Origin of the sequence: Paenibacillus sp. FSL R5-0744, from assembly GCF_037972555.1 — a bacterium.
Classification (GTDB): Bacteria; Bacillota; Bacilli; order Paenibacillales; family Paenibacillaceae; genus Paenibacillus_AQ.
This window is the reverse complement of the sequence record NZ_CP150228.1, coordinates 3,338,672-3,360,918: the sequence shown is the minus strand read 5'-3', so window position 1 is coordinate 3,360,918 and position 22,247 is coordinate 3,338,672. Positions and strand designations below refer to the sequence as shown.

At 41.2% G+C, this 22,247-nt stretch carries 20 protein-coding genes and 1 pseudogene; 6 read left to right on the top strand and 15 right to left on the bottom strand.

Annotated elements, in window-relative coordinates:
- Position 1 precedes the first annotated feature (1 nt).
- From MKY19_RS14725 to MKY19_RS14715, 3 genes are all read right to left on the bottom strand, one after another.
- Entirely contained in the window at positions 2-583 is a 582-nt protein-coding gene (locus tag MKY19_RS14725) for a TetR/AcrR family transcriptional regulator (RefSeq protein ID WP_339803959.1), read from the bottom strand.
- A gap of 257 nt (positions 584-840) precedes the next feature.
- A complete protein-coding gene (locus MKY19_RS14720; RefSeq protein ID WP_042188233.1) occupies positions 841-1,194 on the bottom strand; it encodes a VOC family protein in 354 nt (117 codons plus the stop codon).
- A 76-nt stretch (positions 1,195-1,270) separates the two neighbouring features.
- Positions 1,271-2,071, bottom strand: coding sequence for an aminoglycoside phosphotransferase family protein (locus tag MKY19_RS14715; RefSeq protein ID WP_339803955.1), 801 nt, complete (start codon positions 2,069-2,071; stop codon positions 1,271-1,273).
- A 220-nt stretch (positions 2,072-2,291) separates the two neighbouring features.
- Between MKY19_RS14715 and MKY19_RS14710 the strand changes: the two genes are divergently transcribed.
- Positions 2,292-5,402 carry an ATP-binding protein gene (locus tag MKY19_RS14710; RefSeq protein WP_339803952.1) on the top strand — a complete coding sequence of 1,037 codons (3,111 nt, stop codon included), beginning with the start codon at positions 2,292-2,294 and terminating at the stop codon, positions 5,400-5,402.
- Between the two features lie 59 nt (positions 5,403-5,461).
- Here the strand turns inward: MKY19_RS14710 and MKY19_RS14705 are convergent, their stop codons facing one another.
- From MKY19_RS14705 to MKY19_RS14685, 5 genes are all read right to left on the bottom strand, one after another.
- Entirely contained in the window at positions 5,462-6,256 is a 795-nt protein-coding gene (locus tag MKY19_RS14705) for an SDR family oxidoreductase (protein ID WP_339803949.1), read from the bottom strand.
- A gap of 92 nt (positions 6,257-6,348) precedes the next feature.
- A complete protein-coding gene (locus tag MKY19_RS14700) occupies positions 6,349-7,377 on the bottom strand; it encodes a helix-turn-helix domain-containing protein (protein WP_339803946.1) in 1,029 nt (342 codons plus the stop codon).
- Between the two features lie 40 nt (positions 7,378-7,417).
- Positions 7,418-8,368 (bottom strand): LLM class flavin-dependent oxidoreductase, encoded by a 951-nt coding sequence (locus tag MKY19_RS14695; RefSeq protein WP_339803942.1) that lies wholly within the window; start codon positions 8,366-8,368, stop codon positions 7,418-7,420.
- Positions 8,349-8,711 carry a hypothetical protein gene (locus tag MKY19_RS14690; RefSeq protein WP_339271312.1) on the bottom strand — a complete coding sequence of 121 codons (363 nt, stop codon included), beginning with the start codon at positions 8,709-8,711 and terminating at the stop codon, positions 8,349-8,351. Before MKY19_RS14690 ends, MKY19_RS14695 begins: the two co-directional genes overlap by 20 nt.
- Before the next feature lie 52 nt (positions 8,712-8,763).
- A complete protein-coding gene (locus MKY19_RS14685; protein WP_339271310.1) occupies positions 8,764-9,213 on the bottom strand; it encodes an OsmC family protein in 450 nt (149 codons plus the stop codon).
- 151 nt (positions 9,214-9,364) lie between these two features.
- Between MKY19_RS14685 and MKY19_RS14680 the strand changes: the two genes are divergently transcribed.
- From MKY19_RS14680 to MKY19_RS14670, 3 genes are all read left to right on the top strand, one after another.
- Positions 9,365-9,847 carry a nucleoside deaminase gene (locus MKY19_RS14680; protein ID WP_042188217.1) on the top strand — a complete coding sequence of 161 codons (483 nt, stop codon included), beginning with the start codon at positions 9,365-9,367 and terminating at the stop codon, positions 9,845-9,847.
- 141 nt (positions 9,848-9,988) lie between these two features.
- Entirely contained in the window at positions 9,989-10,963 is a 975-nt protein-coding gene (locus MKY19_RS14675; protein WP_339803937.1) for a glycoside hydrolase family 43 protein, read from the top strand.
- A gap of 49 nt (positions 10,964-11,012) precedes the next feature.
- Positions 11,013-12,155, top strand: a complete 1,143-nt coding sequence (locus tag MKY19_RS14670) for a glycosyl hydrolase family 8 (RefSeq protein WP_339803934.1) — start codon at positions 11,013-11,015, stop codon at positions 12,153-12,155.
- A gap of 83 nt (positions 12,156-12,238) precedes the next feature.
- On the opposite strand, the gene araA is transcribed toward MKY19_RS14670, so the two are convergent.
- Genes araA through MKY19_RS14655 form a run of 3 tightly spaced genes read right to left on the bottom strand, consistent with a single transcriptional unit; the run spans position 12,239 to position 16,015 of the window.
- A complete protein-coding gene (gene araA / locus MKY19_RS14665; RefSeq protein ID WP_149645589.1) occupies positions 12,239-13,663 on the bottom strand; it encodes an L-arabinose isomerase in 1,425 nt (474 codons plus the stop codon).
- A gap of 32 nt (positions 13,664-13,695) precedes the next feature.
- Positions 13,696-14,391 carry an L-ribulose-5-phosphate 4-epimerase gene (locus MKY19_RS14660; protein WP_042188210.1) on the bottom strand — a complete coding sequence of 232 codons (696 nt, stop codon included), beginning with the start codon at positions 14,389-14,391 and terminating at the stop codon, positions 13,696-13,698.
- A 16-nt stretch (positions 14,392-14,407) separates the two neighbouring features.
- Entirely contained in the window at positions 14,408-16,015 is a 1,608-nt protein-coding gene (locus MKY19_RS14655) for an FGGY-family carbohydrate kinase (RefSeq protein WP_339803930.1), read from the bottom strand.
- 262 nt (positions 16,016-16,277) lie between these two features.
- On the opposite strand from MKY19_RS14655, the gene MKY19_RS14650 reads away from it, so the two are divergent.
- A complete protein-coding gene (locus MKY19_RS14650; protein ID WP_042188207.1) occupies positions 16,278-17,360 on the top strand; it encodes a GntR family transcriptional regulator in 1,083 nt (360 codons plus the stop codon).
- A 103-nt stretch (positions 17,361-17,463) separates the two neighbouring features.
- Here MKY19_RS14650 and MKY19_RS14645 read toward each other — a convergent pair.
- The 4 genes and pseudogenes from MKY19_RS14645 to MKY19_RS14630 all read right to left on the bottom strand — a co-directional run.
- A pseudogene (locus tag MKY19_RS14645) lies at positions 17,464-18,171 on the bottom strand (glycoside hydrolase family 11 protein); the annotation flags it as partial.
- A gap of 244 nt (positions 18,172-18,415) precedes the next feature.
- Positions 18,416-19,249 (bottom strand): SUMF1/EgtB/PvdO family nonheme iron enzyme, encoded by an 834-nt coding sequence (locus tag MKY19_RS14640; RefSeq protein WP_339803926.1) that lies wholly within the window; start codon positions 19,247-19,249, stop codon positions 18,416-18,418.
- 151 nt (positions 19,250-19,400) lie between these two features.
- A complete protein-coding gene (locus tag MKY19_RS14635) occupies positions 19,401-20,036 on the bottom strand; it encodes a glycoside hydrolase family 11 protein (protein WP_042188200.1) in 636 nt (211 codons plus the stop codon).
- Between the two features lie 358 nt (positions 20,037-20,394).
- Entirely contained in the window at positions 20,395-21,318 is a 924-nt protein-coding gene (locus tag MKY19_RS14630; protein WP_339803923.1) for a 2-dehydropantoate 2-reductase N-terminal domain-containing protein, read from the bottom strand.
- A 148-nt stretch (positions 21,319-21,466) separates the two neighbouring features.
- Between MKY19_RS14630 and MKY19_RS14625 the strand changes: the two genes are divergently transcribed.
- Complete coding sequence (locus tag MKY19_RS14625) at positions 21,467-22,018, top strand: TetR/AcrR family transcriptional regulator (RefSeq protein ID WP_339248192.1); 552 nt, start codon at positions 21,467-21,469, stop codon at positions 22,016-22,018.
- Positions 22,019-22,247: the final 229 nt, after the last annotated feature.

Sequence of the window (22,247 nt, the reverse complement as noted above, 5' to 3'; positions counted from 1 at the left end):
ATTAATGAAAGTATCTTGCAAAGAGCAAGTCAATCTGTTCCTCTATAGGTGCAATCTTCACGGAAGCTCCTGTTTCTAGAATAGGACTCATAAGTGCTGGTAGAAAAAGCGCTCCAAAAATCTGCATCGTCATGGTCATCAGGTGCTCTGGCTGCTGTTCATCGGTTAACTCTCTTAAAGTATTTTGTATCTTAGGAAACCCCAATAGATTCAAAAATGATCCATATTCATGCTGGGAGGAGAACACGGTATTGCCCATCAGGATGATTCTGGAGAGCAATTCGGGATATTGACGGATCACTTGCAAATAATCTAGTAAAAATTGCCTCAATCTATCCCGTGAGGATATAGAGAAATCGTCAAGTATGGCAAAGGTATGCTGAAAGCTGTTCAATATCAATTTGATGGACTCGCTAAACAAGTTTTCTTTGGACCCAAAGTAATAGTTAACTAGAGCGACATTCGTGCTTGAGGCTTCTGCAATTTTTTTTATAGTGATCCTTTCAAAGCCTTCTTGTTTGGTCAACTCCAGTGTGGCACGCATAATCTTCTCTTTTGTTTCCAACTTTTTGTCTGTCTCCATAGGCAACCTCCAAGTATATTTACCCTGATTTAAACAACATTTTAAATAGCATTTAAAATAACGTTTAAACTTAGTATAGCAATATTTTTCCTTTTTGCAACTTTTATTTATCCGGAATCAAACCAAGTCTCAAAGTCTCATTGTGACTATCCTGCCCGTTAGTTTAATAATAAAAGGAGCTCCCCTATAGGAAGCTCCTCCACTATCGTTTCAAGTTTGTTTAACAATCTAGATTTCTGCACGCCGTGACCGTTTATCTAATGTCCATGAGCAAGGATGTTGATAAGTTTGCCAAATGGGTCGCGGACATAGAATCGCCGAACACCCCAAGGCTCATCAACAGGTCCATATTCTATCGTATATCCAGCACTCTTCATACGTTCAAACACTGCATCGACATCATCAACTTCAATCGATAGATCAGGAGTAGGCGTATTGGAGCCGCCCTGTGATGCGAAGCTTATTTGAATGTTCTCCTTCCCCAGTAAGCCGTATGTTTCAATCCAACCATGATCCATCAATAAATCAAGCTCGAGTACGTCCTGGTAAAAGCTTTTTGCTGCCGAAACATTCTGCGTTTTAATATTTGTGACAATTCGTTTTACACTCATTCTCAGACCTCAATTCTAATGGTATACTATTTTAATTTTATTCAATGATCCTGTCCGTGAGCGGAATATCCGATTTTTATATCCAATCTTCGAAATGATCTGTTACAAACCTAATCTCACTCTCATAGTGGGCCAAGTGACCCTCATCAACCATTTTCTGAAAGGCAGGATTCCCATCAGCAGCACCATTTCTCAACGTATCACACAGTACTATCAAACGTTGTATAATCCACTGTCGCAGATTATTTGGGACGGGAATTCCATAAGCTTCAAAAAACAAATGAATTCGCCGACGTCGCTCTACGTCATGTATTTCACATTGGTATGCTACTATGGTTCCAGAAGTATGGTCAGGTGCAAAACTCGCAAGTGGAACAGATGTGTAAAGGGTGTACGCAATGTCCCACATACGCGGACCTGGACCTGCCATGTCAAAATCAATGAGCGCCACAGGAGCCTCCTTTTGAAAGACAACATTATACAATGCTGCGTCATTATGACAGATCACTTCATGTTCGGCATCATCGGCATAGCTAAGCTGCCATCTGTCTTCCATATTGGGCCTGAACACTGTAGTCACATCATGGAAACGACGTATAAGGTGTGCCAGACCCACAAGCGTTTCGTCCGTCCACATATACGGTTCAAGGTTTGGATAATTATTCCCTGCAACTTCTCCAGAAATAAATGTCAATATTTCACGACCAGAATCATCGATTCCGAGGAATTTGGGTGCTCCCTCATAGCCCTGTTTTTCCAAATGTTTGAGTAGTTCATGAACATTCGGACTCCAATAACCTATAGGGCGGCGAACAGTGTTCGCCATACGGACTATATGATTTACATTACCGCCTTTTAATACTTCTTCCTTAGACATTAGGTTCATTCCTTTTCTTTTCAGTGCATTACCTATTGCAGATTTTTGACCTCTTAGCGATGAAAACGCCCTCTCTAATAATAACAATATTTACAAGTTATTGTTTAGAAAGAACAATTATAACTATACTGTCCTTTAAGATCATTGCTTGCATTTGCTCATCTTATATAAATAAATCCATTTTAGAATCTAGATTAGAATTATTTGCTATAATGTTCTCATGAAAAATAATACGATCCTAAACAAATTAGCAATCATTCTACTTTTTATCAGCATTCTCTTTGGCCTACGCTGCATTTGGTTCAGCATATTTAAGGTTTCCAACAATGTACCTATGATTAGCAACGGTGTACTGGATTTACGTGGCCAGGATCTGGAGAAAGCTAACTTATTCAGGCTAGATGGTGAATGGAGCTTCTATCCTTCGCAATTTGTTTCATCCAAGACTTCCACTATCCCAAATCAATCCAAAGCGCTTCAAGTTCCTGGGAAATGGAGCCACGCTATCGAAACTGATCAGACAACTTCATATGGATACGGGACTTACCGTCTGCGTATTTTGGTAGAACCGCTTCAGGAACCTATCTCGTTCTGGATCAAACAAATTTATTCCGCCTCCAGTGTGGAAATTAACGGTATCCCTATTCTCAATAATGGGACAGTTTCTCTCGATGCCAATACATATGCACCAAAAACCACCTCATTTACAGCATCATATTTTTCGGAAAATATGACAGAAATAGATGTACTTATTCAGGTAGCAAATTTTGATCACCCCTATAAAGGCGGTATTAGTGGGCCTATTTTCTTTGGCTCTCAGGAAGTGGTTAACCGGACAAATTTTTATACCGTTGGATTTCAAATGCTTACTGCAATCATCCTGCTACTACATGGGCTGTATGCCTGTATTCTGTATTTATTTAATCCTAAAGAACGTGCCCTGTTTCTTGTAGGGCTAATGACATTATCTGTAGCCGTAATCCTTTTAGCCCGAAATGACAATTTAGTTTTAGCATTACTGCCGATTAATTACACTTGGTCATTAAAAATCCGTTTAATCGCCTTCTTATGGCAGAACCTTTTTATTCTGCTTGTTTTCAGGAAATTCACCTCAGGTGCCGAAGTCAACAAGTGGTTACGCGCTTACACGTTGTGTCTTTTTCTTTATACCTTATTTATATTTATCGTTCCTGCTTATTTGGTCAGTACATCGATTCACTGGGGAATCATTCAAGTGTTTCAGTATATTCCCTTCATCTGGTTAATTTATAGCTTGGGGCGCTTATTGTTCAAAAGGCAAGATGAAAAAGATGTTGTTTTTCTACTGATATCAGGTGCAGCCATCATCTCTAATTTGTTATGGAATTTGTGGGATAATAACGGCCATTATTCAATTGTCTACTATCCTGTGGATATTATTGCCGCCATCGTTGGCTTCTCAGCTTATTGGTTTAAAAAGTATTTTCAGAATGCCAAAGAGAACATGGAGCTAAATGAGCAGCTGAAAAAAGCGGACAAACTCAAGGATCAGTTTCTCGCCAATACTTCTCACGAGCTGCGAACACCAGTTCATGGAATTATGAATATCGCGCAAAATATAATAACGAAGGAAAAGGATAGACTCTACGAGAGTAGCCGGCAAGATATGGAGTTACTGATTACTATCAGCCGCCGCATGTCCCATATGCTTGGTGATCTACTGGATGTAGTACGTCTTCAAGAGCATCGCGTTATTTTGTATCAGGAGCCTATTTTGGTTCAATCGGTGGTTCCCGGAGTCATCAATATGCTTCAATATATGATTGAAGGCAAACCGGTACGGCTATCCATGAACATACCAGAATCTATGCCTCCTATTCTTGCGGATGAGAAACGACTAGTACAAGTATTATTAAATCTAGTGCACAACGCGCTCAAATACACCGAGCAAGGACTTGTTTCTGTTTCAGCTGAGGAAAAAGACGCTCATGTCTTTATATATGTAACAGATACCGGAGTAGGCATGACCGAAGAGACCATGGCGCGGGTATTCCTCCCCTATGAGCAAGGCCCTCACGGAATAAATGACGGGCGTGGAATTGGACTGGGACTAAGCATTAGTAGGCAGTTGGTAGAACTACATGGTGGCAGCTTGAGCATACATTCTGAACTCGGCAAAGGTTCAACTTTCAGTTTTGCACTACCCCTTGCTGATTCCTATAGCGAACAGATAGTAAGAGAGGTTTCACCTATAACAACGTATACACCAGATGAGATTTATAAGCAGATGGCTGAATGGGGGATTTCCGAACAAACTAATCAACACACTGACAAAATCCCGCCACTCTTTACAGATGCTAAGGTGAATCTCTTGGTGGTAGATGATGACCCTGTTAATCTGAATGTGCTAAAGGGCATTCTCGAAAACGAACCTTATCTCATTACGACAGTGAACTCAGCACAAGAGGCACTGGATTGGCTAGATAAAAAGAGTTGGGATTTACTGATTAGTGATGTAATGATGCCGCATATGTCAGGATATGAATTAACGCAAAAGGTTCGCGCTCTTTATTCCCTATATGAGCTTCCAGTGCTATTGCTGACTGCCCGCAGTCAACCTGAGGATATTTACACTGGATTCTACTCCGGCGCAAATGATTATGTTACCAAACCGGTGGATGCAGTTGAACTCAAATATCGCATTCGAGCTTTAACAGCGATGAAAATTTCATTTAATGAACGGGTGCGTATTGAAGCGGCTTATCTACAGGCACAGATACAACCCCATTTCTTGTTCAATACATTGAACTCTATTGCGGCACTCAGTGATATGGATACTATAAAGATGCAAGAGCTCATCACTGCATTTACTTCCTTTTTGCGAATCAGCTTTGACTTTTTAAATATCGGAGAACTCGTGAACCTTTCACATGAACTAGAGCTGGTAGAATCTTATTTGTATATTGAACAAACACGATTTGCAGAACGAATTTCCGTTGTTTGGGAGGTAGATCCAGACATTAATATCCTGTTACCCCCTCTATCCATCCAACCCTTGGTAGAAAATGCTATCAAGCATGGTCTGCTCAAGCGTCAACAGGGGGGTACCGTTTATATTCGGATCTCACGTCTGAACAATGCTGTAAAGATCGAAGTGGAGGATAATGGGCAAGGTATGGATCATAGAACGCTCGCGTTGTTGTTGGAACCGACCATGAAAGCTAAAAGTGGCATCGGACTGGCTAACACCCATCGAAGACTGATGCAATTGTATGGTCAGGGTCTTTTTATTCAAAGTAAACAAGGTGAAGGTACTTTGGTATCCTTTGTTATACCGGAGGACAGTGAATAATATATCAAATAAAAAAAGCCATTCCATAAGGAGTGGCTTTTTGTGTATCGATACTACATTTAGAAAATAGTAGGTACCATGCCCCCATCCATACGGATCGGAGAACCTTTAAATGCAGAGGCATAGGGACTGCTCAAAAATGCTGCTAGTCTACCTATTTCATTAGGTTTAATAAATCGCTGTATTTCAGATTGAGGTAAGTTTTTAGCCATGAAGTTTTTCTCTTTTTCTGAAAAGGTCAACGCTTCATCTGGGTACATTCCATCGATGATTTGCTGCACATTTTCCGAGAGTGTTGGTCCTGGCATGATAGTATTGACGGTTACTTCTGTTCCAATTGTTAATTTAGATAAGCTTTTTGCCAATGATAATAGCATTGATTTTGTCATTGCATACTGTGGCATTTGAGCTGACGGCATTATTGCTTCTTCACTAGCGATAAAGATCACGCGACCAAAATTGTTTTCTAACATTTTTGGTAAATAAAATTTTGTTAATCCATTTGCAGCAAGAACATTCGTTCGGATGTATTTTTCAAATATTTCATCGTCAACGTCGTCATAGCTCATCAGTTCATAAATCCCCATATTATTAACTAAAATATCGATATGGGGGTGTTTTTCAAATAAAGCTTCTCTTTGCTCCATATCTACAATATCGGCTGTAGCATTCTGTGGAGAAGTTTCCGGGAATTTTGCTTTAATTTCATTTACTGTTTGTTCTACCTTTTCATAATTACGTCCATTTATTAGTACATTAACGCCTTCGTTGGCAAGTTCAAAGGCGATAGCTTTACCAATACCTTTTGTAGATCCTGTAATTAAAGCTGTCTTATTGTTTAATCCCATATCCATATTTCTTTTCTCCTTTTATCATGGCAAGTTAATTAGCAGTTTCTCAAGAACTGTACTGAGCATCGGCTAGTATTTATACTATCTTACCGGGATTATTCAGTAACTAGTGTCTTGCGCCAAACTTCTTGTTTAACACGCCAATTTGAAGGAGTATCTCCCTCCCAAAGTCGGAAGGCACGATAGAACGAGTTCTGATCTTCATATCCGATCAAGAAAGCCACCTCTTTAACATCGAGGGAAGGATCTGCTAAATACGCTCGCGCCTGCTCATGTCTGGCTTGTGTCAGCAAATGCTTGAAGCTCGTATTTTCTTCAGTAAGCCTCCGCTGTAAGGTACGAGCACTCATCCTTAGCTCTTTAGCAACGGTTTGAATCTCGGGTTGGCCTCCGCTAAGGCTGCGTTTCATAATCCATTTGACCCTTTCAGTAATTGAGCGACTGCCCTGCTGTTCAGCAAGTGTCCGATCCAAAACGGGAGTCAGAATCTCTAGCAACTCTTCGTTATACGAGATAAAGGGCAGATCCAAGTCACTTCGTCGTAGCGTTAAGCGGTTAGTCTCAGCACCGATCTGAATTCGACAGCCGAAATAAGCTTCAAGAACCTGTAAATTCACTATGGGTTGTGAAAATTCTACAAACTGTGCTGTCAGAGGTATACCTGTTCCCCGCCGCCCAAGCTCCAATAAAAACGCCAGTGTAAGACCAAGCAGCAGCGGTGGACCGGAATACTCGGGATGCTGCCAATTCAATTCGATTGCACACAACTCTCCCTCCTCGACGATATGCAAGCTTTCTGGAGGGCACATTCGTTTATAGCGCACCATTCGGTTTAGAGCGTCGCGATAATCTTTAGCATGATAAGTGGCTAAGACGGTCGGCGGATATTGTGTGGTTTCAAAAACAGTTGCTAGCTTGATGATTCCCTCAGCAGTGTCTCCAACGAGATCCGAATATGCCTGCCAGATAGCGAAATATTGGGCTGTGGTGACTGCTGACTCCGTGATAAGGCTCAGGGGTAGACTTGCTTTACTGGCTATATCTTGAGCGGTTATTCCTAATTGAATTAATCCAGCCCAAAATCCGGGAGGGATTTTAATGGAGTCAGAGGTATGAGTCTGCATCTATGTGGACCTCCTTTAGCATCATTGCATGAAGAAAGGGCTAGTTAGAATTCAAGCAAGCGCGGGCAAGCAACTCAAACGAATGCAACCGTTTCTCATAGTCTGGAATCATAGTAACGATAATGAATTCATCAACTCCATACAAGTGAGATAATTGTTCCAGCTTTTCTTTGATATTTTTGGGTGTGCCTATCAGCAGTTTACGTTCCAAAAGCTTGGATTTCTCTTCGGCTGAGCCTGCTTGTTGAAATAATGTCATACCGGAAGAGGCTAGCCGCTCTGCTTCTTCCTCAGTCTCGGCGCAAATAACGCCAACAGCTACGATGGCCCGAGGACTAGCATTAACTGAAGAAGGGATAAAAGCTTCACGGTAAGCTTGCAAAATCTCTTCCCCAGCTACATCGCTCATGAATTGACCAAACACATAGCCTGCTCCAAACTCGGCAGCATATGCTGCACTTTTCTTGTTTGTACCCAGCATCCACAGCTCTGGCGATTCGGGTGGAGTCGGACGGGCGGTTATCTGACGTCCTTCATATGAATAGTTCCCCTGCAACAATTCGGTAACTCCCTTAAGCAGTTCCGGCATTTTCCAAACATTTTCGAGAAAATTCCCGCTCAGCGCTAAGCTTACTTCAGCAGCACCGCCAGGAGCCCTGCCTAACCCAAGGTCGATGCGTCCCGGATATAAACTTGCCAGCAAATGAAAAGATTCCACTACTTTTAACGGCTTATAGTGCGGCAGCAATAAAGCTCCCGATCCGATGCGGATATGCTGTGTTCTCGCTCCGATATGCGATAAAAACACCTCTGTAGAGGTACACGCTAAGCCCGGCATATCATGATGTTCAGCAACCCAATAACGAGTATATCCCAGTCTTTCAGCTGTTTGAGCCAGTTCCACGGCTTGTCCTAAAGCAAAGCTTGCATCCACATTATCAAATACAGGTACAAGGTCCAAAACACTCAGCTTAATGGATGTCGTTGTCATGGCTACGTCCTACTCGAGGGTTTCGGTAAAATTCAATCATATCAATAAAAGTAACCTTGTAATCGCCGGCAATCGCTGCCAGATTAAACATTCGTCCATGGCCGTCTTCTTTGGACGCGAACACAACATCGTGCCGCAGCTTATCCATAATCACTTTGCCGATGAACTGGTGCTCGTATTCCGCATATTTCTTTTTAAACTCTTCATTAAATTCCAGGAGGTCCTGATAAGAACGCTCAAGCATTGCGTTTACCAAGGTCAGTTCATTGCCCTCTTTTTGCACCGCTACGTAATAATTCCCACGTTCATCCTTGATCAAATCCTTATACAACTGGACGTTCAAAGTTAATTTCTCCTCTCTGATTCCTAAGGGATAACTCCTTTAGAACTTAACCTTACATACTTAATGTTAGCACTGTTGGCTCTGTGGTAATTTGTACATTTCCTGCTACAGCTCTGGAAATCATACAAGAGCCTTCTGCTTTATGAGCAATACGAATTGCTTTATCAATATCTTCCTGTGACGCATCTTCGGTAAGTGTGATGATGGGTGAATGTTTGATCGCTTCATATGTAAAAATGTTATTTGTTACATCCACTGTCGCCTCTGATGTTAACGTCAGGCTGGAAGTCGTAAGCCCTGATCGCTCCAGCATAGCTGCTAGTGTAATGAGATAGCAGGTTGCCGCGGCACCCAGTAGCATCTCATCCGGATTCGTTCCAACTCCTGGCCCGCCCATTTCTTTCGGAATGGAGATTTGAGTCTTGAGTTGTCCAGCTTCAATCGTTCCATCACTATTACGACCGCCGTTCCATACGGCATTTAAAATAAATGGGTGTTTCATTTCTAGATGTCCTCCCTATCTTGAAATTGCATGACATATTTTTAATCGAATACTTTACATGCTAACATAGAAGAATGCGGTGAACAAACAGGCTCAGGCCTACTGTTCGTGAGATTTATCTATAAATTAAATTTCAGGAGGCTCTATTATCATGATAAACGATACAGATATCAAACATCTTCAGCGTTGTATTGAACTTGCCCGAATTGCACTCGAGGTTGGGGACGAACCTTTCGGCTCCATCCTGGTCTCAGCAAATGGAGAGGTCTTGGCCGAAGACAGTAACCATGTAGGCGGTGGTGACCATACTCAGCACCCCGAATTCGCTTTAGCTCGCTGGGCAGCTCAGAATATGTCACTGGAAGAACGTAAGCAGGCAACTGTGTATACTTCCGGGGAACATTGCCCTATGTGTGCGGCAGCTCACGGTTGGGTTCAATTAGGAAGGATTGTATATGCCAGTTCTTCGCAGCAATTATCACAGTGGTTAAGCGAAATGGGCATTGCAGCATCACCTGTCCGTAATTTGAGCATTCAGGAAGTCATCCATAATGCGGTCGTAGATGGCCCTGTAACGGAGCTTGCAGAACAAGTGCGGGAACTTCATCGACAATTCCACGGACAAAGACAGTAGTAAAAAAAGAACCTTTGAATAAAGGTTCTTTTTTATGTCCTAAACTTTGTGGGGTATAAACTATAGTTGCTATATATACAGCGTCCTAAAGTTCTTATACCATTAGCTTTGTAAGCGATTAACTTTATAGGAGGAAATGACTTGACAAAGCCTGTGCAACCCAATGAACCTCTCGTAACTCATATTTATACTGCGGATCCTTCCGCTCATGTATTTGAAGGTAAAATTTATATTTATCCCTCACATGACCTGGATCACGAAATGATCTCTAATGACAACGGTGACCAATATAATATGGAGGATTACCATGTTCTTTCTATTGATGGAGAAGGCTCTCCTTGTGTTGACCACGGTGAAGTGCTTCATGTGAAGGATGTTCCATGGGCTAAGCAGCAAATGTGGGCTCCGGATGCAGCATACAAAAACAATACCTACTATTTGTTTTTCCCAGCTAGAGACCATGACGATATTTTCCGAATCGGGGTCGCCACCTCAGCTTCACCTTCCGGACCATTTACACCTGAACCAAGCTACATTCCCGGCAGTTATAGCATTGATCCCGCCGTTTTCGTTGATGATGATGGTAAATCGTATATATACTTTGGTGGTCTTTGGGGCGGTCAACTTGAAAAATGGCAAACCGGCTCATTTGTTCCGGATGCCGAGGGGCCGTCTGCAATGGCACCAGCTCTTGGACCTATCGTAGCGGAGTTGAACGAGAATATGCTGAGCTTTGAAGGTGAACCTAGAGAAATATCCATTATCAATACGAACGGAAATCCGATTCTTGCTGGAGATGAAGAGAGAAGATATTTTGAAGGTCCTTGGGTTCATAAATATAACGGTTATTATTATCTTTCTTATTCCACGGGTACTACACATAATATTGTATACGCTATCAGTAAAGATCCGCTTGGGCCTTTTGTATATCAAGGAAAAATACTTACACCCGTCCTGGGCTGGACAACACACCATTCTATTGTTCAGTTTAAAGAGAAATGGTATTTATTTTATCATGATAGTTCTTTATCTGGTGGTGCTGACAACAAGCGTTCTGTAAAATATACGGAGCTGAAATACAACGTTGATGGCACCATTCAAACCATCCATCCTTAGTTTTTACTAAAATGGACTGCATGTTGTAGTTCACAGGAGGTCGTTTTTGATGACAATGAAACAACAAGGTGCTTTTTATACAGGGGAATATCGCAATATATTTAAGGAGCTCGGCTTTTCTGAAGATGATATCAACGCTAAACTCAATGAAACTTGGAATGATTTGTTTTACGGAGATCCGAACGTACGAATATACTATCCGCAGGACGAGGATAATAGCTATATCCTGGATACAGGTAATCTAGACGTTCGGTCGGAAGGAATGTCCTACGGGATGATGATGGCCGTTCAAATGAATAAAAAAGAAGAGTTTGATCGTCTATGGAACTTCTCAAAGACGTTTATGCAGCACAAAGAAGGTCGCTATGCCAATTACTTTGCTTGGCACTGCAAGCCTGACGGTACAAGGATTTCTCAGGGACCTGCACCGGACGGCGAAGAGTTTTTCGCCATGGCTCTGTTTTTTGCCTCAAAACGTTGGGGGAACGGTCCGGAACCTTATAATTATTCTGAGCAGGCCCGAACGATATTGCATGCTTGTGTACATAAAACTGAAACAGGAGATGGCGACTCAATGTGGGACGCGGAAACGAAATTGATCAAATTCGTACCGGAATCCACCTTCAGTGATCCGTCTTACCATCTCCCCCATTTCTATGATTTGTTCGCCTTGTGGGCTGACGAACGTGACCACATGTTTTGGCGAGAAGCCGCGGAAGCCAGCCGCACATATCTGCATACTGCATGCCATCCGATAACTGGCCTTGCTCCCGAATATGCTAATTTTAACGGGTCCCCGGCAGAACCCCAGCCTCATGGTGATTTCAGCCATTTTTTCAGTGATGCTTACCGGGTAGCGGCTAATATCGGTCTGGACTGGGCTTGGTTCCAAAAGGACATCTGGCAGGTCGATCAATGTAACCGGATTCAGGCTTTTTTTAGGAATATCAAAGTTTCCGATTACCGGCGGTATACCATTGAGGGACAGCCCTTCGACGAACCGGCGCTGCACCCGACAGGTCTGTTGGCGACCAATGCCATGGCTTCCCTAGCTTCTAATGGCCCGGAGGCAGAGCATTTTGTCCGTTTGTTTTGGGATACACCATTGCGCACTGGACAACGTCGTTATTATGATAACTGTCTGTACTTCTTTAGTTTATTGGCCCTAAGTGGAAACTATCGCATTTATTGAAAGAAATCGAACAAACAAATAGGACTCCATTCCTCAAAAAGCTCGAGGAATGGAGTCCTATTAATCGTAATAAAGCTTTGCTATTATTTAATAACTACATATTCCAAGTTTACAAGTTTTGCATAAGCAATAATCTGGTCTGTTGTAAGCGTTAATGAAACAACGGTGTGGTGACCGCCACCATTTTCGATCCATGCTTTAACCCCATCTTGGAAGTTAGGCTTAACATTCCAAAGTACACGAGCTACTGGAAGGTTGGGAGCTGGAACCGTTGGTTCGAAAGCAGTAACTTCATTGATCAATAGTTTGTAATGAGTCCCAAAGTCAGCCATGGAAACAACTACACCGTCTCCTGCCTTACCGTCAAATACTAAACGTGCTGGATCGTCTTTACCACCAATACCCAGTGGAGATACGATAATTTTGGGTTTGTTGCTTGCCAAAGTAGGATCTACTTCAAGCATATGGGATTGTAGAATGGATTCTTGACCAACCGTCAATTCATAAGTGTAATCTTCCATAAAGCCAGTGGATTGGTTATGGCTCATCACTTTAAGCAAGCGATCGAGAGCTGCAGTCTTCCAATCTCCTTCTCCAGCAAAACCATAGCCTTGTGCCATCAGTCGTTGAACAGCAAGTCCTGGAAGTTGTTTCATTCCGTGTAAATCTTCGAAGTTCGATGTGAAGGCGTTGTAGCCACCTTGATCAAGGAAACGTTTAATAGCAATTTCATAGCTTGCTTGAACTCTCACGCTAGCTTCCCAAGCTTCTTTGCTGTTAGTTCCATAATCAAATTCATACAGCTCTGAATACTCAGCGAATAAGGCGTCGATCTCTTCTTCTTTAACTTCATTAATGATTTGTACTAGATCGCCAATACCAAAGTAGTCAACAGTCCAACCAAATTGAATTTGGGCTTCAACCTTATCTCCTTCGGTTACGCCAACGTTACGCATATTGTCACCAAAGCGAGCGACCTTGATATTAAAGCTTTCGTTATAAGCAACGGCTACGTCCATCCATTCTGCAATTTGCTTTTGGACTTCAGGACGTTCCCAGTAGCCTACTACCACTTTGTTTTGTTTGTTCAAACGGGCGTTAATAAAACCATATTCACGGTCACCATGAGCGGCTTGATTTAGATTCATGAAATCCATATCGATCGTTGCCCATGGGATACTTTCATTATATTGCGTAGCTAGATGAAGCAAAGGCTTTTGCAGCATTTTAGTTCCGCGGATCCACATTTTTGCAGGTGAGAAGGTATGCATCCAAGTGATAACACCGGCAACTTCATCGCGGTAATTGACTTCTTTCATGATGTTTGTGATTTTATCTGCGCTGACAGCCAAATCCTGTAACACTAGTGGGTAAGGCAAAACTCCGCTTTTATTCAAAGCATCTGTCATCGTTTGGGCATGCGCCTTAACTTCAGCCAATGCTTCTTCGCCATAAAGATGTTGTGAACCTACGACAAACCAAAATTCTTTTGCTACTGCTGTTGACATATTCATCCTCTTTTCGTAATTTTGTGGTTTAATTATTTTTGTCCGTAATAAGCGTCTTTTCCATGTTTTCGCAAGTAATGTTTATCTAAAATACGTTGTGGCAACTCCTCAGCAAAATGGTTCAGCTCTCTTGCAAACAAATTCATTTTGGATACTTCATCCAAAACTACGCTGTTTATTACCGCCGATTTCGCATTTTTCCCCCAAGTAAAGGGTCCGTGTCCTTTAAGTAAAACACCAGGAACCGCCATAATATCGATCCCACGTTGTTCAAAGGTCTCGATGATTACATTACCCGTTTCCGCTTCGTAACCACGATCGACTTCTTCTTGCGTCAAGAAACGCGCACAAGGAATGGAACCATAGAAGGTATCAGCATGGGTCGTTCCCATGACAGGAACATCTAGTCCTGCTTGAGCCCAAATGGTTGCCCAAGTGGAATGCGTGTGAACGATTCCCCCGATCTCGGAGTAATGCTTATAAAGCACGGCGTGAGTAGGTGTATCGGAGGAAGGTCTCATATCTCCTTCAACCACATTGCCATCCAGATCAACAACTACCATATCGCTGGCTTTCATTGTTTCATAATCTACACCACTAGGTTTGATTACGAATAATCCACTTTCACGATCAATTGCACTCACATTTCCCCATGTATATTTAATAAGTCCTTGCTTCGGCAATTCCAGATTGGCTTGAAAAACCTCTTCTTTAAGTTGTTCTAACATCTTGCCACCTCCATTTTCACACTAAATTGTCAACAGCGGACTGCTCAATCGCCAGACCCTTTTTATAACGTTCCATAAAGGTTTCAAATCCTTTAATGTCGGTTGCCTCTGGATGAATTTCTTCACCCTTAACATCTTTGAACACTTTTTGATCGAGGAAGTCTTCTAAACTTTCTTCCTGATTTTTATTCATCATGTAAGCGGCAAGAATAGCCATTCCCCATGCACCGCCTTCACCGGCAGTCGACATTACGGAAACAGGAACATTCATTGAAGCTGCCATCATTTTTTGACCCACTACAGGAGTCTTAAATAAGCCGCCGTGGCCTAAAATACTATCAATGGCTACATTCTCTTCCTTCGTCAAAATGTCCATTCCAATTTTCAAAGCACCAAAGGCGCTGAATAGATGTGTACGCATAAAGTTGGACAGATTGAATTTGCTCTCCGGCGAGCGGACAAATAGCGGACGACCTTGTTCTAACCCAGTAATATTCTCTCCTGAGAGATAACCATAGCTTAGTAATCCACCGGCATCAGGATCTGCTTCCAAAGCTTTATTTAATAGCACGCTGTACAATTTATTGGCATCCATTTTGTGTCCCATGGCTTCATAGAATTCACGGAATAACCCGAGCCAGGCGTTGAGGTCACTTGAACAGTTATTCGCATGAACCATGCCCACTGAACTTCCGTTCGGAGTAGTAACCATATCAATTTCCGGATAAACCTTGGAAAGTTCTTTTTCTAATACAATCATGGCAAAAACAGAGGTTCCTACAGATACATTCCCGGTGCGTTTTCTTACGCTATTCGTTGCAACCATCCCGGTTCCAGCATCCCCCTCTGGAGGACTAAGCGGAATACCTGATTGTAAATGCAGCGATGGATCCAGAATTTTAGCTCCCGCTTCGCTTAAAACGCCTGCTTGCTCTCCTGCAACATACACCTTAGGAAGTAAATCACTGGTCTTCCACGGATAAGCTTTGCTTGCAACAAGTTCATCAAACTGCTGTATCATGGAAGCGTTAAAATTTCTTGTAGTTTCATCAATTGGAAACATACCGGATGCATCACCAACACCAAGTGCTTTATTTCCAGTCAATAGCCAATGAATGTATCCTGCTAGTGTCGTAACAAAACGTATCTGTGGCACATGTTCTTCTTCATTCAAAATCGCCTGATAAAGATGAGCAATGCTCCAGCGTTCTGGGATATTAAACCCAAACAGCTCGGTCAATGCTTTGGCAGCCGCACCTGTAGTTGCATTACGCCAAGTCCGGAATGGAACAAGCAGTTCATTGTGCTCGTCGAAAGCCATGTATCCATGCATCATTGCAGAAAAACCGATTGAACCAACCGTTTGAAGGGTGATTCCGTATTTTTGAGCAACTTCTTCCTTCATCTCGCGATAGGCGTCTTGTAGACCTTTGATAATATCTTCCAAGTTGTACGTCCAAAAACCGTCCTTCAACTGATTTTCCCATTCGTAACTTCCAGAAGCGATCGTTTGAAAGCTATGATCGATAAGTACAACTTTAATGCGCGTGGACCCAAATTCAATACCAAGCGAAGTTTCTCCCTTATTAATCGCTTGTTCGATGCTTAATCGATTCGATATCACGTTTGTCACCTCTCTGAGAGCGCTTTTTTAAAAGGTCATGATAAGAATTTGCTTTCTTAATTGACAGCTTTAGTATAATTTTTTGTACGTACATTTGTCAATTGATTAGTTATATATACATACAAATATGGAGATAATAATGATTTAACTGTATAAAAAAAGAGCCCCTTTCTATTTTTTTTGTTGTCATGCTATAATTTGTACATACAAATTTACCGAATATACGAATAACTTAGCGAACAAGAATGGAAAGAGGAATTACATGAAACCAAAGTATCAAGTGATATTAGATGACATAAAAAGCAAAATTCTTTCGGGAGATTACAATGTTGGTGAGCAAATCCCTACTGAATCTGCCTTGCAGTCCATGTACGAAGTTAGCCGGCAGACTGTTCGAAAAGCAATTTTAGAACTTTCCAACGAAGGCTTCCTCCGAAGCGAAAAAGGGTCTGGTACTTATGTCAGCAACCAATATCGTTCGAAGACCGGTGGGAGTTCCCATAAGAAGACGATCGGCGTAATCACGACCTATATTTCCGACTATATCTTTCCTTCCATTATCCGTGGGATCGAGAGCCGGCTAAATGAGGATAATTATTCTCTACTATTAGCTAGTACAAATAACGATGTTGCTCAAGAAAAAAAGGCCCTGGAAATGATGTTGTCCTACGGTGTAGATGGTTTAATTATTGAACCGACGAAAAGCAATCTATATAACCCCAATATTGCTTACTACCTTTCTTTTAAGGAACAGGATATTCCGATTATAATGATTAATGCCTTTTATGAAGAAATAGAACTGCCGTACCTTTGTCTTGATGACGTGCAGTCCAGCTATTTGGCAACAAAAGAGTTGATAACCAAAGGGCACACCCAAATAGGGCTCATTGCTAAAATGGATGATTTACAAGGAAAGTATCGGATGAAAGGGTACATTAAGGCACTCGGAGAATCCAAATTACGATTTTATCCTGAGCAGATATTTTCATTCAACACAGAGACAAAACAGACGTTATCTACAGACTTGAAGGATTTTCTGAATAAAAATAGAGATACGCTCACTGCTATTGTTTGTTATAACGACGAGGTTGGGTTGGAGGTGGTCCATGCCTGCAGACAGCTGGACATCACTATTCCGGAGGAATTATCGATTATCGGACAAGACAATTCCTATATCGCCAAAAACGCGAACATCAAACTAACCACCTTGACACACCCACAAGAAGCCATGGGACGCGATGCAGCGGATTGGGTCATTAAGAAACTACAAGGAAAAAAAGACCTTCCGAACAACACTTATTATCAGCCTGTGTTAATTGAAGGTGAGACCGTTGTTGAGAGATAGGTTGTAACAAGGCAAGCAACCCACCAGTCATGGCTGGTGGGTTGCTTTTTTCTTTTTGTCTCTACATTAAGCAGTCCGGCTCCAATTTCCGTGTTTGGAATATTTACTGGATTTCCAGATAATCAAGATAAGCATCCCATGTCCCGTTATCAGCTGTTACGACGAGCTGGATCTCTTGATTTCCGGTTCCATGACTGACATTGTTTAGAGTATAAACGGCGGGACTGCTTCCCCCGAAATAAAAGGTGCCCTTGGTCACTCCACCGATTTTCAAATCGACCCTCGCCATATTGGAGTTATTGGAAGCCCCGCAGAGTGAAAAATTATGGGTACCGGTCGTAAAATTCTGTGTATATTTCACTAGATCATTGTTGGCGTATAAAGCCACTCCAGAGAATGGTGAGCTTATATTGGAGGTATACTGACCACTTTTAGTCATATTTTCAGCTTCTATTTTTGTACTTGTGCCCGGATTTGGTGTGGAGGTTGGTGTTGGGTTTGGCGTTGAAGTCGGATTAAGCGTTGGCGTCGGATTCGTACCTCCGCTACCTCCGATCGTAATTGTATTGCTAGTCACGGTAGCTGTTCCACTACTTTGATAACCCTCTACCGTAAGCGAAGTTTCATACATCTTCCCCATTGACATTCCTCTGCTCTCCCACGCTTTAAAGTGTTCACTAACAGATATGGTTCCGCTTGAACGTTTGGTCGTCCGGACACTCCAATATTGTTTAAAGGTTGCTGTGCCTTTAATTGAAGGTTGGTTGACTCTGGTAGTCTCATATATGTCATATGTTCCCCCATCAACGGTACCTTTTTATTCCATATTTATTTATGTAAGCGGAAACAATTAGATTCTATCATTGTCCTATTTTTTTCATATGTATAAACTAAAGCTTATACCGTGAAAAGTTTAGATCTTTTGTAGTTGGAAATAAACGAAAATTAAATAAGCTGCTTCCGGTAGAGTACCGGAAGCAGCTTATTGGCTTGATCATTTTATCATTGCTTATGAAATGGAGTCTTAACTTAAAAGAGAATAACCTTCCCGCCATTTACTCACCACGACTCACACGAAAGCCTTGATCAGGTCCCATGCCATTTGCGTCGAACTTGCCTTGAAAAGATATCTCGTTGTTGGTGATGTTACCGATCCAACCGCCGCCCTTCACAACCCGGAAAGATCCGACATCGCTTCCCCTATCCCCGTACCAGTTCCAACACCATTCCCTTACATTCCCTGACATATCATAAAGTCCTAACTCGTTGGGCTGTTTGACACCAACAGATTTTGTTTTATTATTGTTGTTTTCAATGATAGGCCAGTTCCATTCTCCCGATAAGTATTTATCTCCAGCGTTTTTCCAATACCATGCTACCTCATCTGCATTATTGCTTCCACTGTAGGTGTAACTCTTGCTTAATTGACCTCCACCTGCAGCATATTCCCACTCTGCTTCTGTCGGTAATCGATAACCATTAGCACCTTCATTGATCGTTACGGTCCATTTTATATTATCGTTTTCGCTCTTATTATTTGTATCTATTTTATTCATATCTATATTGTAATAGGGTGTTAAACCCTCTTTTATACTCCGCTTATTACAGTACTCAACAACGTCATACCAGCTAACCATTTCAACCGGCAAATTGTCGCCCTTGAATTCTGAAGGATTACTTTCCATTACCTCAATCCATTCTTTTTGAGTTACCTCATATTTACCGATATAAAAGTTCGATAGGGTTGCACCATTGTAGTTGGACTTTGTGTTTATAAAAGTTCCTCCCTTTACAAATACATTGTCATTACTCGTTTCAGGCTTTTCTTGTGAACAAGCGCTGATAACAACTATTGTTGCTATAAATAGGAAACTCAATAGTTTTCTCATTGATTTATCTCCTTTGAACGGATAGGAAAATAATAAGTTGTGACGATGATCTTAGTAGTATGTAAGTATTCTTTTGGAATAAATAAGGCCGCCGGTGGTGAGACCGGCAGTCCTTAGAATTATCATCGATTAAGAGGCTACAGTTTACCTGTTACCACACCGTTACGTTAGAGCTCCCACTACTTTGATAGCCCTCAGTAGCTAACACTTGGTAAGCCCAACTACTTCCCAAATTCATTCCATATTTCTTCCATGCGTTAACGTGGTTGCTAAAAGTGATAGCAACATTACTCCCAGTTGCTCTCTTCGACTGTCTTACACTCCAGAACTGAGTGAAAGTTGCAGTGCCGTCAATAGAAGGTGCGTTGGTTCGGGTAGTCGTATAGATGTCATATGTGCCACCATCACTGGTCACGGTACCTTTAAATGTTCCAGTAGGTCTATAAGTGCCCCAGCTATCAACGACGTAATATTCTATGAGTGAGTTTCTCGTCCACCCATAGAGTGTCAAATATCCATTACCGGAAGGCGCCCAGACTCCGGCATTGTAGTTTATTGTCCTTGTTGGTGATCCGGTATTCCAGCCTTTACCGACAACAAAGTTCCCGGTGTTTGACCATGTAACACTGTAATTCCCACCTGATCCATTCGTAGCATTTACTGTTCCTCCACCATCAGTCCAATTTTGCCAATAATCTGTCGCCGCATTTGTAGTTGCTGCAAACAAGCTAAAGCTCATTGTAGCTGCGAATAATACAGTCAAGATTTTCTTATTCATCTTAAACATAATCTACCTCCTAAGATTTTTTTTGATTACATACTACTTGACTGACCTCTAGTATTCCAAGCAATCGTCTGTGGTTTTCTTTGTTGTTTGGTAAAACTCCCGAGATCACCACATCCTTCCATTTATATAATTGTAAGCGATTTCAAATAGAAGTTTATCATAGCTTACGTACAATTTAATCTGTTCAAATTAAAGGTTTTACCCCAAAAAGTATTGTTATTTTATGGTTACAATTGGAAATATAAAGAAGGGACATACAAAAAAAGAGGACTTAGCGTCCCCCCTTTTCTTGTCATACATCAGTTTAATTATGTTCCTTACAAGCCCCTCCACAATACTATAATATTTCACCAAAAAATTACTGAACATGTATTTCTGATTTGATATCATGTTGACTTAAAAATTTCATTAAATCATTACTAAGCTGCACAATCTCATTGTTAGCATTATTCGCATAATCCGGCAACATCATATCCCTAACCATTTTAGTTCGTAGCCATGTCATAAAGAAAAGGTCCAAAAATAAGTTTGGAAATTTAAGCACCATTTTAAGCATTGGTGGATCAATTGAAACGCCAGCTTTTTGTGTTGCCCTTAGATACGCTTTTAAAGTGAATGTTATTTTGCGTGCTGTCTTTCTAGTTCTGGCTGTTTTTTTGTCAATGATCTTATTCTCAGAATGCAAAAAGCTCAACATGGCAATGTCTGATACGGAATGCGTGATCAGATACGCTTGCATATCTTTTTTAATAACGTAGGGAAGCTTTGCAGTTTTAAATAATATTGCAAGGTTTTCTATGCGTTCTGTCACTACACCATTAATTTCTCCAAATGCAGTTGCCGCTATAAACTTTGGTAGAAATCGAGCATGCAATACTCCGTCTTTAATCTGTCCGCCGAAGCCGGGAAAAGCTGGTAAAAGTCTATCCCCTACGATATCCATCCACGAAGAAAATCCAATTGAATTACTAGTCATTGTAACTATATTTTTACTTTGATTATCTTTTAGCGCTAACAACGCTGCTTCGGACCGATCATAACGAACGGTAACGAAAATAAAATCGTATACATCGTCATTTTCGAGCGTATCAATGACATTCACTTGTATCGATCTAACTGTACCTTTTTCTATATACTGCAGGCCATTTTCTCTTAATGATTTATATCTATTCGAATGTGCAAACAGGCTAACGTCAAACCCTGCTTCAATAAGCTTAATTGCGTACATGCTCCCGATGACACCTGCACCAAAAATTAAAATTCTATCTTGTTTTGCTGACATATAAACCACCCCTACTTATTAATATTCCCTTTGGAATATCCGACAACGTGTTGTATGATGTGATTATAAATCTTCATTATTCCTTGATCAACCATCAGTTTTTTATGATTTGTCGGATGATATTCTTATTCACTAATAGGAGGGAAACATGAAAAAGCAACCCCAAATAACGGAGAAAACAAAACAAAAGTTTGTAGAAGTTTTTTGTGAGTTATATAGCCAAAAGCCGATTGAGAAAATTTCGATTCAGGAAATTTCGAATAAGTCAGGATATAACCGCAGCACCTTTTATCAATACTTTACTGACATTTACGAATTGTTAGACTCTGTTGAAAATGACCTATTGAATGAAATGAAAAAAGAATTGGCAAATAAAGAGCTATCGTTGGATACGGTTCAAGACACGCTCTATTGTCTGGATAAAAAAGAACATCTCCTGGTTCTTAATGCCCTTTTGGGTGATTATGGAAGTGCCCGTTTTTTAAAACGCTTAAAAAAAGAAATCACTTTGAATCAATTAGAATTAAACGTTCCGCAAAACCAATCCTTAACGCCATACTTCATTGAGTTTTACCTGACAACTGCCCTTTCTTTATTTCGTCTTTGGCTCCAGCGTCAAAAGGATTTATCGTCAGAAGAATTTTTCAAGTTAGTAGAGAACCTATATTCAAAAGGGATTACACCCTATTTTAAAGAATGAGTCTGTCATTCAAACCAAATCCCCATAAGGGTCCGCATTCTGGTTTAAGAATTATTCTTCGGTAAAGAAAATCGAGACCATTCAATTGGATAAAAAAACCACTGATCTAGTTGACTAGATCAGTGGTTTTCTATTTTTTTGTAGATTTTTATATAATATTTCCTCTTTCCAAAACTCCATAACAGAAGACAATAAATCCCTAAATGATCACATATAATGGAAGTTCGTT

Excerpts from the sequence above, each read along its gene's own strand:
- MKY19_RS14725 (WP_339803959.1), bottom strand. The coding sequence starts at position 583 with ATGGAGACAGACAAAAAGTTGGAAACAAAAGAGAAGATTATGCGTGCC.
- MKY19_RS14720 (WP_042188233.1), bottom strand. The coding sequence starts at position 1,194 with ATGAGTGTAAAACGAATTGTCACAAATATTAAAACGCAGAATGTTTCG.
- MKY19_RS14715 (WP_339803955.1), bottom strand. The coding sequence starts at position 2,071 with ATGTCTAAGGAAGAAGTATTAAAAGGCGGTAATGTAAATCATATAGTC.
- MKY19_RS14710 (WP_339803952.1), top strand. The coding sequence starts at position 2,292 with ATGAAAAATAATACGATCCTAAACAAATTAGCAATCATTCTACTTTTT.
- MKY19_RS14705 (WP_339803949.1), bottom strand. The coding sequence starts at position 6,256 with ATGGATATGGGATTAAACAATAAGACAGCTTTAATTACAGGATCTACA.
- MKY19_RS14700 (WP_339803946.1), bottom strand. The coding sequence starts at position 7,377 with ATGCAGACTCATACCTCTGACTCCATTAAAATCCCTCCCGGATTTTGG.
- MKY19_RS14695 (WP_339803942.1), bottom strand. The coding sequence starts at position 8,368 with ATGACAACGACATCCATTAAGCTGAGTGTTTTGGACCTTGTACCTGTA.
- MKY19_RS14685 (WP_339271310.1), bottom strand. The coding sequence starts at position 9,213 with ATGAAACACCCATTTATTTTAAATGCCGTATGGAACGGCGGTCGTAAT.
- MKY19_RS14680 (WP_042188217.1), top strand. The coding sequence starts at position 9,365 with ATGATAAACGATACAGATATCAAACATCTTCAGCGTTGTATTGAACTT.
- MKY19_RS14670 (WP_339803934.1), top strand. The coding sequence starts at position 11,013 with ATGACAATGAAACAACAAGGTGCTTTTTATACAGGGGAATATCGCAAT.
- araA (WP_149645589.1), bottom strand. The coding sequence starts at position 13,663 with ATGTCAACAGCAGTAGCAAAAGAATTTTGGTTTGTCGTAGGTTCACAA.
- MKY19_RS14660 (WP_042188210.1), bottom strand. The coding sequence starts at position 14,391 with ATGTTAGAACAACTTAAAGAAGAGGTTTTTCAAGCCAATCTGGAATTG.
- MKY19_RS14650 (WP_042188207.1), top strand. The coding sequence starts at position 16,278 with ATGAAACCAAAGTATCAAGTGATATTAGATGACATAAAAAGCAAAATT.
- MKY19_RS14640 (WP_339803926.1), bottom strand. The coding sequence starts at position 19,249 with ATGAGAAAACTATTGAGTTTCCTATTTATAGCAACAATAGTTGTTATC.
- MKY19_RS14635 (WP_042188200.1), bottom strand. The coding sequence starts at position 20,036 with ATGTTTAAGATGAATAAGAAAATCTTGACTGTATTATTCGCAGCTACA.
- MKY19_RS14630 (WP_339803923.1), bottom strand. The coding sequence starts at position 21,318 with ATGTCAGCAAAACAAGATAGAATTTTAATTTTTGGTGCAGGTGTCATC.
- MKY19_RS14625 (WP_339248192.1), top strand. The coding sequence starts at position 21,467 with ATGAAAAAGCAACCCCAAATAACGGAGAAAACAAAACAAAAGTTTGTA.